At 73.6% G+C, this 13,064-nt stretch carries 14 protein-coding genes; 8 read left to right on the top strand and 6 right to left on the bottom strand.

Features of this window, described 5'->3' with window-relative positions; genetic code table 11:
- The first annotated feature begins 10 nt into the window (after positions 1-10).
- Positions 11-316: a 4a-hydroxytetrahydrobiopterin dehydratase gene (locus ACFWUY_RS08635; RefSeq protein ID WP_384103834.1), complete on the top strand. Its 306-nt coding sequence runs from the start codon at positions 11-13 to the stop codon at positions 314-316.
- Between the two features lie 39 nt (positions 317-355).
- Positions 356-1,102, top strand: a complete 747-nt coding sequence (locus ACFWUY_RS08630; protein WP_384103831.1) for a class I SAM-dependent methyltransferase — start codon at positions 356-358, stop codon at positions 1,100-1,102.
- On the opposite strand, the gene ACFWUY_RS08625 is transcribed toward ACFWUY_RS08630, so the two are convergent.
- Together ACFWUY_RS08625 and ACFWUY_RS08620 are read right to left on the bottom strand one after the other, a co-directional pair.
- Positions 1,089-1,559 (bottom strand): hypothetical protein, encoded by a 471-nt coding sequence (locus ACFWUY_RS08625; protein WP_384103828.1) that lies wholly within the window; start codon positions 1,557-1,559, stop codon positions 1,089-1,091. The two genes, ACFWUY_RS08630 and ACFWUY_RS08625, sit on opposite strands and share 14 nt — an antisense overlap.
- Positions 1,560-1,653: 94 nt before the next feature.
- Complete coding sequence (locus ACFWUY_RS08620) at positions 1,654-2,562, bottom strand: NmrA family transcriptional regulator (RefSeq protein WP_384103825.1); 909 nt, start codon at positions 2,560-2,562, stop codon at positions 1,654-1,656.
- Between the two features lie 94 nt (positions 2,563-2,656).
- On the opposite strand from ACFWUY_RS08620, the gene ACFWUY_RS08615 reads away from it, so the two are divergent.
- Positions 2,657-3,589, top strand: coding sequence for a cupin domain-containing protein (locus ACFWUY_RS08615; protein WP_384103822.1), 933 nt, complete (start codon positions 2,657-2,659; stop codon positions 3,587-3,589).
- An 80-nt stretch (positions 3,590-3,669) separates the two neighbouring features.
- A complete protein-coding gene (locus tag ACFWUY_RS08610) occupies positions 3,670-4,680 on the top strand; it encodes a class I SAM-dependent methyltransferase (RefSeq protein WP_384103819.1) in 1,011 nt (336 codons plus the stop codon).
- A gap of 22 nt (positions 4,681-4,702) precedes the next feature.
- Here ACFWUY_RS08610 and ACFWUY_RS08605 read toward each other — a convergent pair whose 3' ends face one another.
- From ACFWUY_RS08605 to ACFWUY_RS08590, 4 genes are all read right to left on the bottom strand, one after another.
- Positions 4,703-5,167 carry an RICIN domain-containing protein gene (locus ACFWUY_RS08605; protein ID WP_384103816.1) on the bottom strand — a complete coding sequence of 155 codons (465 nt, stop codon included), beginning with the start codon at positions 5,165-5,167 and terminating at the stop codon, positions 4,703-4,705.
- 143 nt (positions 5,168-5,310) lie between these two features.
- Positions 5,311-6,105: an aldo/keto reductase gene (locus ACFWUY_RS08600; protein WP_384103999.1), complete on the bottom strand. Its 795-nt coding sequence runs from the start codon at positions 6,103-6,105 to the stop codon at positions 5,311-5,313.
- Positions 6,106-6,309: 204 nt separating this feature from the next.
- Complete coding sequence (locus ACFWUY_RS08595; protein WP_384103813.1) at positions 6,310-8,133, bottom strand: AMP-dependent synthetase/ligase; 1,824 nt, start codon at positions 8,131-8,133, stop codon at positions 6,310-6,312.
- A gap of 387 nt (positions 8,134-8,520) precedes the next feature.
- On the bottom strand, positions 8,521-9,387 hold the full coding sequence (locus ACFWUY_RS08590; protein WP_384103810.1) for a LysR substrate-binding domain-containing protein: 867 nt from the start codon (positions 9,385-9,387) through the stop codon (positions 8,521-8,523).
- 219 nt (positions 9,388-9,606) lie between these two features.
- Between ACFWUY_RS08590 and ACFWUY_RS08585 the strand changes: the two genes are divergently transcribed.
- The 4 genes from ACFWUY_RS08585 to ACFWUY_RS08570 all read left to right on the top strand — a co-directional run bounded on the left by ACFWUY_RS08585 (position 9,607) and on the right by ACFWUY_RS08570 (position 12,760).
- The gene (locus ACFWUY_RS08585) at positions 9,607-10,701 is read left to right on the top strand and encodes a bile acid:sodium symporter family protein (RefSeq protein ID WP_384103807.1); all 1,095 of its coding nucleotides are present in this window, start codon (positions 9,607-9,609) and stop codon (positions 10,699-10,701) included.
- Between the two features lie 25 nt (positions 10,702-10,726).
- A complete protein-coding gene (locus tag ACFWUY_RS08580) occupies positions 10,727-11,248 on the top strand; it encodes an isochorismatase family protein (protein WP_384103801.1) in 522 nt (173 codons plus the stop codon).
- Positions 11,245-11,628: a (2Fe-2S) ferredoxin domain-containing protein gene (locus ACFWUY_RS08575; protein WP_384103798.1), complete on the top strand. Its 384-nt coding sequence runs from the start codon at positions 11,245-11,247 to the stop codon at positions 11,626-11,628. Before ACFWUY_RS08580 ends, ACFWUY_RS08575 begins: the two co-directional genes overlap by 4 nt.
- Before the next feature lie 175 nt (positions 11,629-11,803).
- Entirely contained in the window at positions 11,804-12,760 is a 957-nt protein-coding gene (locus ACFWUY_RS08570; protein WP_384103796.1) for a beta-ketoacyl-ACP synthase III, read from the top strand.
- Positions 12,761-13,064 lie beyond the last annotated feature (304 nt).

Genomic DNA, 13,064 nt, shown 5'->3' with positions numbered 1-13,064 from the left:
GAGCACCGCCGTGCCCACACAGCCGCTGTCGCAGAAGGAGATCGAGGACCGCCTGCGGGAGCTCCCCGGCTGGTCCGTCGAGGACGACCGCCTCACCCGTGTCTACCGGCTCGGCGACCACTTCGCGGCCACCGCGCTCGTCGTCCACGTGGCCCGGATCCAGCAGGAGCTCGACCACCACTCGGACCTGACCCTCGGTTACAACACCGTCTCCCTCTCCGTGAACACCCACTCCGCCGGCGGCACCGTCACCGAGAAGGACTTCGAACTCGCCGAACGCGTCGAAGGGATCGCCCCGGGCCACGGCGCCAACTGACCCGCACCCCACCGCCGCACCGCTCGTAGGATCATCGGCATGGCGGAGACCGTGCTCGACTACGAGGCCGAGGCAGCGCACTACGACCGGACCCGGGGCGGGGTGCCCCGGGCCGAGGCGGCGGCCGAGGCCGTCCTGCGGCTCGTACCGCCCGGCGCCCGCACCCTCCTCGACCTGGCCTGCGGCACCGGCCTCGTCACCGAACGGCTCACCCGGCCGGGACTGCGCGTCCACGGGGCCGACTCCGCCCACGCCATGCTGCGGGTCGCCGCCGGACGCGTACCCGGCCGGGTCGTGCGCGCCGACGCCCGGCGGCTTCCGCTGCCCGACGCCTCCCTCGACGCGGTCTGCGCGGTCTGGCTGCTGCACCTCGTGCCGTTCACGGCGGAGATCGTCGCCGAAGCCGCCCGCGTCCTGCGCCCCGGCGGCGTCCTCGTCGCCACCGTCGACAAGGACGCGGCCCACGACGTCGGCAGCGACATCGACGCCGTCCTCCGCCCCCACCGGTCCGCCGGGACGGCCTCCGACCGGGCCGACCTGATCGCCCGGTACGCCGCCGCCCACGGTCTCGAACCCGCCCCCGGCACCCACTTCACCGGACACGGCCAGGGCGCCACCCCGCGCGACACCGTACGCAAGCTGCGCGCCGGGTACTTCGCCTCCTGGTTCGACGGCGACACCGCGTCCTCCGAAGCGATCGCCGCCGCCCTCACGGCCCTCCCGGACCAGGACCGCCCCCGTGACGACCCCCGGTACCGGCTGGCCCGCTTCGTCAGGCGCGGCTGAACTCCATCACCCAGTTCGTCACCCACTCCGCCCCGTCCCCGCGATCCGCCGGCGCGAACGCCTGCTCCCAGCGGGCGGTGTCCGGACCGATCCCGGACCAGCGGAACCGCACCCGGACCGGGCGCCCCTCATAGGTGTCCGTCCCGTGGAAGGTGCCCGTCCCGTCCTCGGCGAACCGGCCCCTGACCGGCGGGTCGAGCCTTCCCGTACGGCTGTTGGACCAGTTCAGCGTCCACTCGCCGGTCTCCGGCTCGTACAGCCGCATCGTCAGGCCCCCGAACCCCTTCGACGGGAACACGATCTCGTCGACGTGCGCCCGCCCGTCCCAGAACAGCCGTCCCGTCGTGTGCCCGTCGAACTCCTCCGGGTCGCTCTCCGCGTCGAGGAAGTCGGTGAGCCACCGGTTGCGGACGTTCCAGTCACCGTCGAGGAAGGAGAACCCCTGTGCGTCAGTCATGGCCGGACTGTAGGAGCACTCCACCGACACCTTCTGTCAGGGAAGCCGCCGTGAAGTCCGGCCGCCTCGTCCCGGCCCTCCTCCTGAACCGGCCTCAGGCGCTCGGACCGCCGCCCCAGGTCTCCGCCGCGAACGCCGTGAACGAGCGCGGCTCGCGACCCAGGACCCGCTTCACCCCGTCCGTCACCGAGGCGTTGTGGCCGTCGAGGAGCGTCGCGAACAGGGCCGCGAGCCAGTCGGCCTCGGGTACCGGAAGCCCGAACCCGGTGAGGAGCACCGCGTAGTCGGCCGCGGACACCGCCTCGTAGACCACCGGGCGGCCCGAGACCCGCGCGATCTCCGCCGCCACTTCGGCGAAGCCCACCGGTCGCGGCCCCGTCAGCTCGTGCACCCGCCCCGCGTGCCCGTCCGCCGTCAGGGTCTCGACCACCACGTCCGCCAGATCGTCCACGTCGACGAACGGCTCGGCCGTGTCACCCGCGGGGAAGACCAGCACGCCCTCCGCCACCCCCTCCGCGAGCATCCCCTCGGAGAAGTTCTGAGCGAAGAACGAGGCCCGTACGACCGTCAGTTCGACCCCGTCCGCCGCCGACCGCAGCGCCTCCTCCGCCACCAGCGCCTCGGGCTCCCCACGGCCGGACAGCAGCGTCAGCCGGCGCACCCCGCTCTCGGCGGCGAGCCGGCCGAAGGTGCTCATCGCCTCCACCGCGCCGGGCGCGGCGAGGTCCGGGTAGTAGGCCACGTACGCGGCGTCCGCGCCCCGCAGCGCCGGGGCCCAGGTCGCCGGGTCCTCCCAGTCGAACGGGGTCGTACCGGTACGGGACCCGGCGCGGACCGTCGCGCCGCGCGCCCCGAGCCGCTCGGCCACGCGCCGCCCGGTCTTGCCGGAGGCGCTCGTCACGAGGATCGTCCGCAGGGTGCCGGTCGCGTCGGTCGCCTCGGTGACGGCGGTCGTGTCGGTGGTGTCGGTCGTCCTGCTCGTCTGGTTCGTGTGCGTCGTCATGGCTCAAGCCTCCCGGCCGCGACCGCCGTCGCCCATGCTCCGCAGTCTCACGTCCCTACGTCTGCGTCTCACCCCTCGCCTAGGCTTTCCCTCCATGGACGCACTCGCCGGACTCCTCGACGGGCCCCGTGCCAAGGGCGCCTTCCTGCTCCGCATGATCATGGAGCCGCCGTGGTCCGTGCGCATCGAGGACGGAGCCCCGATCTGCCTGATGTGCGTCACCGAGGGCGAGGCCTGGATCGCCCCCGACACCGGCGCACCCGTCCTCCTGCGCCCCGGGGACATCGCCATCGCCCGTGGCCCCGAGCCGTACACCGTCGGCGACGCCCCCGACGCCCCGCCGCGCGCCCTGGTCGGCCCCGGCGGCGTCTGCACCACCCTCGACGGGGAGCCGCTCGCCGAGTCCATGCGGCTCGGCGTCCGCACCTGGGGCAACGCGCCCGACGGCGGCACCACCGTCCTCATCGGCACCTACCGGATGGGCGGCGAGGTCGGCCGCCGGCTGCTCGACGCCCTCCCCGGACTGCTCCACCTGCCCGCCGACGCGTGGAACTGCCCCCTCATGCCCTTCCTCGGCGAGGAGATCTCCCGCGACGAACCCGGTCAGACCGTCGTCCTCGACCGGGTCCTCGACCTGATGCTGATCGCCGGCGTCCGCGCCTGGTTCGCCCGGCCCGGCGCCGAGGCTCCCGCCTGGTACCGGGCGATGGGCGACCCGGTGGTCGGCCGGGCGCTCCGGCTGCTCCAGAACGACCCCGCCCACCCCTGGACCGTCGCCTCGCTCGCCGTGAAGGCGGGGGCGTCCCGGGCCGCGCTCGCCCGCCGCTTCACCGCACTCGTCGGTGAGCCCCCGATGGCGTACCTCACCGGCTGGCGGCTCGCGCTCGCCGCAGACCTGCTGCGCGAGACGGACGCCACCGTCGAGTCCGTCGCCCGGCAGGTCGGCTACAGCGGGGCGTTCGCGCTCAGCGCCGCGTTCAAACGGGTCCGGGGCGTCAGCCCGCAGGAACACCGCGCCAGGGTGTGACCCGTCGGGCCACGGCGGATTCCTTTGCCGGAACGGCAACGTTTCTCGCGCCGCGGGCCCGGCTGTCGCACGCTGGCCCCATGAGCCAGCAGAGCGAATCCCACGACGGACACGGGCACGGCCAGGGCCACGACCAGGGCGGACAAGGCCAGGGGCAGAGTCAGGGCGGACACGGCCAGGACGGGCACGGCCGGGGCCACGGCGGACACGGACACGCCCACGCGCCCGGGCCGCACCACCACGACCACACCCACCCGGACTGGAACGAGATCGCCCCGCTCCTGGAGCGGCAGGCCGAGATCGCGAGCCCCGCCTACGCCGACGCCGCCGCCTGGCTCGGCACGCTCGTCCCGGCACCGGGCGTCCGGCGGATCCTCGACGTCGGCAGCGGCCCCGGCGTCGTCACCGGAGTGCTCGCCGAGGCCTTCCCGGCAGCCGAGGCGGTCGCCGTCGACGGCACCCCCGAACTCCTCACCCGCGCCGAGGCCCGCGCCGAGGCCCGCGGACTCGGCGGCCGGGTCTCCACGCTCCACGCCGAACTCCCCGACGGCATCGCCGGCCTGGGGCGGGCCGACCTGATCTGGGCGGGCAACTCGCTGCATCACATCGGCGACCAGCGGGCCGCGCTCGTGGAGTTCGCCGAACTGCTGAACCCCGGCGGCCTGATGGTCCTCGTCGAGGGCGGCCTGCCCACCCGCTACCTGCCCCGGCACATCGGGATCGGCAGGCCGGGCCTCGAGGCGCGCCTCGACGCCGCCCACACGGACCTGTTCGGCGAGATGCGCGCCGAGCTCCCCGGGGCCAAGGACGAGCCGGACGACTGGCGGGCGCTCCTCGCCGGCGCCGGCCTCATCCCCGCGGGCACCCGCACCTTCCTCACCGACGTCCCCGCGCCGGTGTCCCCGGTCGTACGGGAGTTGGCCCTCGCCTCCTTCGGGCGGCTCCGGGAGGGCTGCGGCGACCGGCTCGACGCGGACGACCGGGCGACGCTCGACCGGCTCCTCGACCCGTCCGACGAGTTGTCCCTGCACCACCGCACGGACCTGTTCCACCTCACGGCCCGCACCGTCCACACCGCCCGCAAGGGCTGACGCCCGCCCCCCGGGGCCGCGTTCAGGACACCGGCTCGAGCCGCCACCACTGGAACGGCGAGTCGGTGTCCTCCCACTGCCGTACGTTGCCCCCGTCGGCCGTCGAACCGTCCGCGACCTCCAGGAACAGTCCGCTGACGAAGCTCACGAGCGCGACCGTCCCCGGCGACTGGAGGTCCTGCTCGATGATCCACTCCTGCGCGCCGAAGTTGTTCGCCTTCCACTGCTGGATGTTGGCGCCGTTCTCCGTGGACGCGTTGGCCACGTCGAGCCGCTTCCCGCTGGCGGCGTTGACCAGGTGGTACAGCCCGCCGCCGTTCGGCACGGGCGTGATGTGCCAGTGCTGCCCGGCGGTTCCGTTCCCGGTGGCCTGCTGCACGTTGGCGCCGCTGCGGCTCGATCCCTCGTACACCTCGAGGAGCAGCCCGCTGGCCACGTTCCGCACGCGATAGAGACCCTCTTCGACGGGCCCCGGAGCACCACTCACGTACCGACTCCTCCTGTTCGCACCCCTGTTGGACGTCACGGCGCGGGGCCGCACGGGCCCCGAGGGCCGTCACCGACCCTACGTCCCGGGTACGACAGCGGCGCCGCACCACGGAAGTGGCACGGCGCCGGAGTGCTCCGCCGTCAGGCGCCGACGCTGAACTCCGCCGGGTCCGGGCCCAGTCGGCGGTTCTCGTCGAGCGCGGCGATCGCCGCCAGGTCCTCGGCGTCCAGCTCGAAGCCGAAGACGTCGATGTTCTCCTGGATGCGGGACGGGGTGACCGACTTCGGGATCACCACGTTCCCCAGCTGGAGGTGCCAGCGCAGCACGACCTGGGCCGGCGTCCTGCCGTGCTTGCGGCCGATCGCGACGATCGCCGGCACGTCCAGGAGACCCTTGCCGGAGCCCAGCGGCGACCACGCCTCGGTCGCGATCCCGTACCGGGCGTGCGCCTCGCGGGAGGCCCGCTGGGAGAGCTGCGGGTGGAGCTCGATCTGGTTGACGGCGGGCACGACCGAGGTCTCGCCGATCAGCCGCTCCAGGTGCTCCGGAAGGAAGTTCGAGACGCCGATCGCCTTGGCCCGGCCGTCCGCGTAGATCTTCTCGAAGGCCCGGTACGTGTCGAGGTACGCGTCCTTCGCCGGCACCGGCCAGTGGATCAGGTACAGGTCGACGTAGTCGAGACCCAGCTTGTCGAGCGAGGTGTCGAAGGCCTTCAGCGTCGAGTCGTAGCCCTGCTCGCTGTTCCACAGCTTGGTGGTGACGAACAGGTCCTGGCGGGCGATCCCGGACGCGGCGACGGCACGGCCCGTGCCCTCCTCGTTCCCGTAGATCGCGGCGGTGTCGATGGAGCGGTAGCCGGCCTCCAGAGCGGTCGTCACGGCCGTCGCCGCCTCGTCGTCCGGCACCTGCCAGACACCGAAGCCCAGCTGCGGCATCCGGACGCCGTTGTTCAGGGTGACCGAGGGGACCGAGGGAACCTTGCTGTCCGTGCTCACGTGGGAGGAATCCTTACGTTGTCGCTGGTCGTGGCGCCCGTACGCCCCCTGAAGGCCGTACGGGTACTCCCAGCGTCAACGACCACGGGCCGCCGCGCATTCCGCGTCCCCTGCTCTTCATCCCTCGTCGCGCGCGGGAACGGCTCAGCCGTACAGCGCCGCGACCTCCGCCGCGTACGCCCGCTCGATCGCCTTCCGCTTCAGCTTCAGGGACGGGGTGAGCAGTCCGTGCTCCTCGCTGAACGGATGCGCCAGGATCCGGAAGGTGCGGATCGACTCGGCCTGCGAGACCAGCGTGTTCGCCGCCACCACCCCCCGCCGGATCTCGGTCTCCAGAGCCGGATCGCGCACCAGCTCCGCCGGTGCGAGCGGCGCCCGCCCCTGCATCGCGAGCCAGTGCTCCACCGCCTCCTGGTCGACCGTGACGAGGGCCGCGATGTACGGCCGGTCGTTGCCGACGACGATGCACTGGGCGATCAGCGGATGCGCCCGCACCCGTTCCTCCAGACGCGTCGGGGCGACGCTCTTGCCGCCGGAGGTCACCAGGATCTCCTTCTTGCGCCCGGTGATCGTCAGGTAGCCGTCCTCGTCGAGGGCCCCCAGGTCGCCGGTGGCCAGCCAGCCGTCGCTGAGGACGGCCGAGGTCGCCCCGGGATCGTTCAGGTAGCCGGAGAAGACCTGGCCGCCGTGCAGCCACACCTCGCCGTCCTCCGCGATGTGCACCGTCGTCCCCGGCACCGGCTGCCCGACCGTGCCGTACTTCACGCGCTCGGGCGGGTTCGCGGTCGCGGCTGCCGAGGACTCCGTCAGGCCGTACCCCTCGAACACCGTGATCCCCGCACCCGCGAAGAACAGCCCCTGCCTGCGGTCCATCGCCGAACCGCCCGACATCGCGTGCCGCAGCCGCCCGCCCAGGGCCGCCCGGACCTTCCCGTACACCGTCTTCTCGAAGAACTGGTGCTGCACGCGCAGCGCCGCCGAAGGGCCGGGACCGGTCCCGAACGCCTTCTGCTCCAGCGCCTCCGCGTAGGCGACCGCGACCTCCACGGCCTTGTCGAAGGGACCCGCCTTCCCCTCCCGCTCCGCCTTGCGCCGCGCCGCGTGGAAGACCTTCTCGAAGACGTACGGCACGGCGAGGACGAAGCTCGGCCGGTACGCCGCCAGGTCCGGGAGCAGCTCGCCCGCCGCCATCACCGGCTGGTGCCCCAGCTTCACCCCGCTGCGCACCGCCGCGACCTCCACCATCCGGCCGAAGACGTGCGCGAGCGGCAGGAACAGCAGCGTCGAGGCCTGTTCACCCGGCCGGGACCGGAACACCGGCTCCCAGCGGCCCACCAGCATGTCCGTCTCGAACATGAAGTTGGCATGGGTGATCACACAGCCCTTGGGGCGGCCGGTCGTCCCCGACGTGTAGATGACCGTCGCCACCGTCTCCGGGGTCACCGCCCGCCGGTGCCGGTGCACGACGTCCTCGTCGATCTCCGTCCCCGCCGCCGTCAGCTCGGCCACCGCGCCCGCGTCCAGCTGCCACAGACGCCGGAGCATGGGCAGCCGGTCGATCACCGAACCGATCGTCATCGCGTGGTCCTCGTGCTCCACCACGCACGCCGTGACCTCGGAGTCGTGCAGCATCCAGAAGACCTGCTCGGCGGAGGAGGTCGGATAGACCGGAACCGGCTGGGCGCCGATCGTCCACAGCGCGAAGTCGAAGAGCGTCCACTCGTAGCGGGTACGGGACATCACGGCGACCCGGTCGCCGAACCGCACGCCCTCCGCGATCAGGCCCTTCGCGAGACCCAGGACCTCGTCCCGGAACCGCGCCGCCGTCACGTCCCGCCATTCCCCGTCCGGGCCCTTACGGCCGAGCACGATCCGGTCGGGCTCGGCGAGGGCGCGCTCGAACACGGCGTCCGCCAGACCGCCGACCTGAGGCGCCGCCTCGACGGGCGGCACGGTGAACTCGCGCACTGACCTGCTCCTCGACGGCTCGGTGGCTGGAAAAGCCCGTTGTCGCGCTCCGTACGGCGCGGGTGACGGTACCCCACCCGACTGCCCCGCGGCAGGGCCTTCACCAAGCCGGGACATTCCGTGTTCACACAGGTCAGGGTGGGTGGAGAGGTCAAGTCATGGACACCCCGGGGTCGTTACCGACCGCTCGGTACGTCCGCCGGGCGGGAATCTCCACGGAATCTGTACCGGCCGCTCACTCGAGCCCTGCCCCGGGCCGGTTCCCACGGGCCACCGCGGCCCACTCGCCACGCACCGAAGCACCGCGCCGCGGCCCGTTCGCCGCGCACCGAAGTCCCGTGCCGCCGCCCGTTCGCCGCGCCCCGGAGACCGCGCGGCCGCCCCTGTTCACCCAGGTCTGTGCAGCCGGTCGCCGCCCGCCAGGATCGCCTCCGCCAGCGCGTCCGCCGCCTCCTGCACCGCCCCGGCCCTGCGCCCGCCGCGCAGCACGAAGCCCACGTCCCCCAGCTCCGGAAGCCCCGCGCGGGCCGGGACCGGCACGAGCCCCGGCGGCACCAGACCCCTCGTGTGCGCCATCACCCCGAGCCCCGCGCGCGCCGCCGCCACGTTCGCGCTCAGGCTGGAACTCGTACACGCGATCCGCCACGCCCGGCCCTGCGCCTCCAGCGCCTCCAGGGCCCGCGCCCGGGTGATCCCCGGCGGTGGGTACAGGATCAGCGGCACCGGCCGGTCCGGATCGAGCCGAAGGCCCGGCGCGCCGATCCAGATCAGCGCGTCCTCCCACACGAGCCGGCCCTCGCTCTCCGCGTCCCGCCGCTTCGCCAGGATCAGATCGAGCCGGCCGGCCGCGAGACGGGCCTGGAGGGTGCCCGACAGTTCGACCGTCAGCTCCAGGTCGACCTCCGGATGCTCGCGCCGGAACGACTCCAGGATCTCCGGCAGCCTGGTCGTCACGAAGTCCTCCGACGCGCCGAAACGCAGCCGGCCGCGCAACCGGGTCCCGCCGAAGAACGCCGCCGCCCGCTCGTGCGCCTGGAGGATCGTGCGCGCGAAGCCCAGCATCGCCTCCCCGTCCTCCGTCAGCGCCACCCGGTGCGTGTCCCGGGTGAACAGCGGCCGGCCCGTCGCCTCCTCGAGGCGCCGCACGTGCTGGCTCACGGTCGACTGCCGCAGTCCGAGGCGGCCCGCGGCCCGTGTGAAGCTCAGCGTCTGGGCCACGGCGAGAAAGGTGCGCAGATGCGTCGGCTCGTACACGGGACGACCGTACCGCTCATCGCGGGGCATGATGACAGTCAGAGCGTTGTACGGGATTCCCGATCACCGGTCCGTGGAGCAGGATGGAAGCGCCCGACCCGCCCCGCAGCGCACGACAGGGTCCGACCCTCCCTTGCGGTGCACGACAGGGCCCGCCCCGTCCCAGCGGCGCACGACAGGACCGCCCGCCCCCCCCGCAGCGCAAGAGCAGTGGAGCCCATGACCGTCCGCACGACCGGCCGCCCCGCCCGGCGCCGCACCCTTCGCCTGCCGTCCCGGCTCCCCGTCGACGGTTACGTCCTCGCCCTGCTCGGCACGGTCGTCCTCGCCGCACTGCTCCCCGCCTCCGGCGCCGCCGCCGACATCGCCGAGGGCACGTCCACCGGCGCCGTGGCCCTCCTCTTCTTCCTCTACGGCGCCCGGCTCTCCACCCGCGAGGCCCTCGACGGCCTCAAGCACTGGCGGCTCCACCTCACCGTCCTCGGCAGCACCTTCCTGGTCTTCCCGCTCCTCGGACTCGCCGCGCGCGGCCTCGTCCCCACCGTGCTCACCCCCCAGCTCTACAGCGGCCTTCTCTTCCTCTGCCTGGTGCCGTCCACCATCCAGTCGTCCATCGCCTTCACCTCGATCGCCCGCGGCAACGTCCCCGCCGCGATCTGCGCCGGTTCCTTCTCCTCCCTCGCCGGCATCGTCCTCACCCCCCTGCTCGCGGCACTGCTCCTCGGCGACGGTGCCGGCGGCCTCTCCGCCGACGGGCTCCTGAGGATCGTGCTCCAGCTCCTCGTACCCTTCCTCGCCGGACAGCTGCTGCGGCGCTGGGTCAGCGGCTTCCTGGTCCGGCACAAGAAGGTTCTCGGACACGTCGACCGGGGCTCGATCCTCCTCGTCGTCTACACCGCTTTCAGCCAGGGCGTGGTCGCCGGCATCTGGCACCTGGTGACCCCCGCCAGGCTCGCCCTGTTGCTCGCCGTGGAAGCCGTCCTCCTCGCGGCGATGCTGTCCCTCACCTGGTACGGCGCCCGCCGGCTCGGTTTCGACCGGGCCGACCGGATCGCCATCCAGTTCGCCGGCTCGAAGAAGAGCCTGGCGGCCGGCCTGCCGATGGCCAGCGTCCTCTTCGGCCCGCAGGCCGCGCTCGCCGTACTCCCGCTGATGCTCTTCCACCAGATGCAGCTGATGGTCTGCGCCGTCATCGCGAAGCGCCGCGCACGGGACATGGACACGGGCACGGACACGGCCATGGAGGCGGAAGCGGGGGAGGGCCCCGGCACCCCCTCCGTAGGCCGGATCACACCCCTGCCGGAGCCTCGGTGATCATCCGGGCCGCTACGGTGCTCCCATGCCCGCACTCGATCCCGACCGCACCGCGCTCGTCCTCGTCGACCTCATGGAACGCATCGTCGCGCTGCCCCTTGCCCCCCGTACCGGCACCGACGTCCTCGCCGCGGCCGCCCGGCTCGCCGGCACCTTCCGGGCCGTCGGCGCCCCCGTCGTCCACATCCGGGTCGAGCGGCCGCACGTCGACCGCCAGCCGCCCGGCAGCGGCCTCGTCCCCGATCTCGTCGAGGACGGCGACCACGTCGTCGTCAAGCGCACCATCGGCGCCTTCCAGGACACCGGACTCCACGAGCTGCTCTCCGGACTCGGCGCCACCACTCTCGTCCTCGGCGGCATCGCCACCAACCTCGGCGTCGAGTCCACCGCCCGCGCCGCCTGCGACCACGGCTACGACCTCGTCTTCGCCGAGGACGCCATGACCGCGCTCACCGCCGACGAGCACCACGCCTCCGTCAGCCTCGACTTCCCCCGCCTCGGCACGGTCGCCCCGGTCTCCGCGATCACCCTGGACGGCCCCGCATGACCCCGGTCCCGATACGGTACGGGGCCCGCCCCTGCTCCCTCGTCGTCTGCCGCGGCTGCTGCTGCGGCGACGCCCGCAAGAACCCCGGCACCGACCACACCGGCCAGCTCGCCCGCCTCCGGGAGGCCGCCGCGGCCTCCCGCGGCCGGCTCGCCGTCCGCACCAGCGACTGCCTCGGACCCTGCGCCCAGGCCAACATCGTCGTCGTTCAGCCCTCCACCGAGGGCAGGCGGCGCGGCGGACGGGCCGCCTGGGTCGCCTTCACCCTGGACGAGGACGCCGTCGACGACATCCTCGCCTGGACGGCGGCGGGCGGCCCCGGCATCGCCCCGCCCCCGGCCGCCCTCGCCCTCCAGATGATCGACCCACCGAAGAACTGACCCGGGCCCCGGTGCCCGCCCGGCGCCGTGGAGGCCGTGCCCCGCCCGGGGCCTTGTCGCGGTCGGCCAAGGGGTACGGGTGAATGTTGGTGGTTTACGTCACCGGTTACCCGTCAGTCGCTGGCAAGACTGGGGAATTCCTGTCGACGATCGATTCACCTAGGGGGTCCCGGGTATGACGGGCACTCGCATCGCCGCGCTCGGGCACTACCAGCCCGCCAAGGTGCTCACCAACCAGGATCTCGCGGAGTTGGTCGACACCGACGACGCGTGGATCACCAGCCGGGTCGGCATCCGCACCCGGCACGTCGCCGGGCCCGACGAGCCCGTCGACGAACTCGCCGCGCACGCGGCGGGCAAGGCCCTGGCCACGGCCGGGCTCGACCCCGACGACATCGACCTCGTCCTCGTCGCCACCTCCACGGCCATCGACCGCTCGCCCAACATGGCCGCCCGCGTCGCCGCCCGCCTCGGCATGACCTCGCCCGCGACCATGGACCTCAACGTGGTGTGTGCCGGGTTCACGCACGCCCTGGCCACCGCCGACCACGCCGTACGGGCCGGCGGGGCGCGCCGCGTCCTGGTGATCGGCGCCGACAAGATGACCGAGGTGGTCGACTGGACGGACCGCACCACCTGCGTCCTCGTCGGAGACGGCGCGGGCGCCGCGATCGTCGAGGCGGTCGACGGGGGAGCCGCGGGGGAGGCGCCCGGCATCGGCCCGGTCCTGTGGGGCTCCGTCCCGGAGATGGGCCACGCCGTCCGCATCGAGGGCACCCCGCCCCGTTTCGCGCAGGAGGGCCAGAGCGTCTACCGCTGGGCCACCCAGCAGCTGCCCGCCCTCGCCCGGCAGGCCTGCGAGCGGTCCGGCATCACTCCGGAGGAACTCGCGGGCGTGGTCCTGCACCAGGCCAACCTGCGGATCATCGAGCCGCTCGCCGCGAAGATCGGCGCCGTCAACGCGATCGTCGCCCGCGACGTCGTCGACTCCGGCAACACCTCGGCCGCCTCGATCCCGCTGGCCCTCGCCAAGCTGGTCGAACGCGGCGAGCTGGCCTCCGGCGCCCCGGTCCTGCTCTTCGGCTTCGGCGGCAACCTCTCGTACGCGGGCCAGGTCGTCCGGGTGCCCTGACGCTCCCTGGCGGGGCCGTACCCCGGCCGTGACCGCCCCGGCCGTGACCGCCCTGGCGCGGCGGCACCCGGTGAGGGGCCGCCGGGTGCCGCCGAAGCGGCCGGCGCTCCGTCCGTGCGCGGGCCGCGGCCGTCGGCGGCCGGGCCCGTCCGTCCGCCCGTGTGCGGTCGTGTCCCGTCACGGCGGTCACCCACGGTCATGACCCGTTCGGCGGAGCCCGGTGGCGGCGCCCCGGGGGCGGACCTAGCTTCGATCGCGGTGAGGGTCGTCGCCTTCCGGCACGGAATCGCTCCGCGGCCGGGCC

Origin of the sequence: Streptomyces sp. NPDC058664, from assembly GCF_042716635.1 — a bacterium.
In the GTDB taxonomy this organism is placed as follows: domain Bacteria; phylum Actinomycetota; class Actinomycetes; order Streptomycetales; family Streptomycetaceae; genus Streptomyces.
Note: the sequence above shows the minus strand (reverse complement) of the source record. Positions and strands in the feature narration are given on the sequence as shown.

Bases quoted from the DNA above. Each gene is read 5' to 3' on its own strand.
- ACFWUY_RS08575 (WP_384103798.1), top strand. From the start codon at position 11,245: ATGACCCCGGTCCCGATACGGTACGGGGCCCGCCCCTGCTCCCTCGTC.
- ACFWUY_RS08615 (WP_384103822.1), top strand. From the start codon at position 2,657: ATGGACGCACTCGCCGGACTCCTCGACGGGCCCCGTGCCAAGGGCGCC.
- ACFWUY_RS08580 (WP_384103801.1), top strand. From the start codon at position 10,727: ATGCCCGCACTCGATCCCGACCGCACCGCGCTCGTCCTCGTCGACCTC.
- ACFWUY_RS08630 (WP_384103831.1), top strand. From the start codon at position 356: ATGGCGGAGACCGTGCTCGACTACGAGGCCGAGGCAGCGCACTACGAC.
- ACFWUY_RS08610 (WP_384103819.1), top strand. From the start codon at position 3,670: ATGAGCCAGCAGAGCGAATCCCACGACGGACACGGGCACGGCCAGGGC.
- ACFWUY_RS08600 (WP_384103999.1), bottom strand. From the start codon at position 6,105: ATGCCGCAGCTGGGCTTCGGTGTCTGGCAGGTGCCGGACGACGAGGCG.
- ACFWUY_RS08620 (WP_384103825.1), bottom strand. From the start codon at position 2,562: ATGACGACGCACACGAACCAGACGAGCAGGACGACCGACACCACCGAC.
- ACFWUY_RS08570 (WP_384103796.1), top strand. From the start codon at position 11,804: ATGACGGGCACTCGCATCGCCGCGCTCGGGCACTACCAGCCCGCCAAG.
- ACFWUY_RS08625 (WP_384103828.1), bottom strand. From the start codon at position 1,559: ATGACTGACGCACAGGGGTTCTCCTTCCTCGACGGTGACTGGAACGTC.
- ACFWUY_RS08585 (WP_384103807.1), top strand. From the start codon at position 9,607: ATGACCGTCCGCACGACCGGCCGCCCCGCCCGGCGCCGCACCCTTCGC.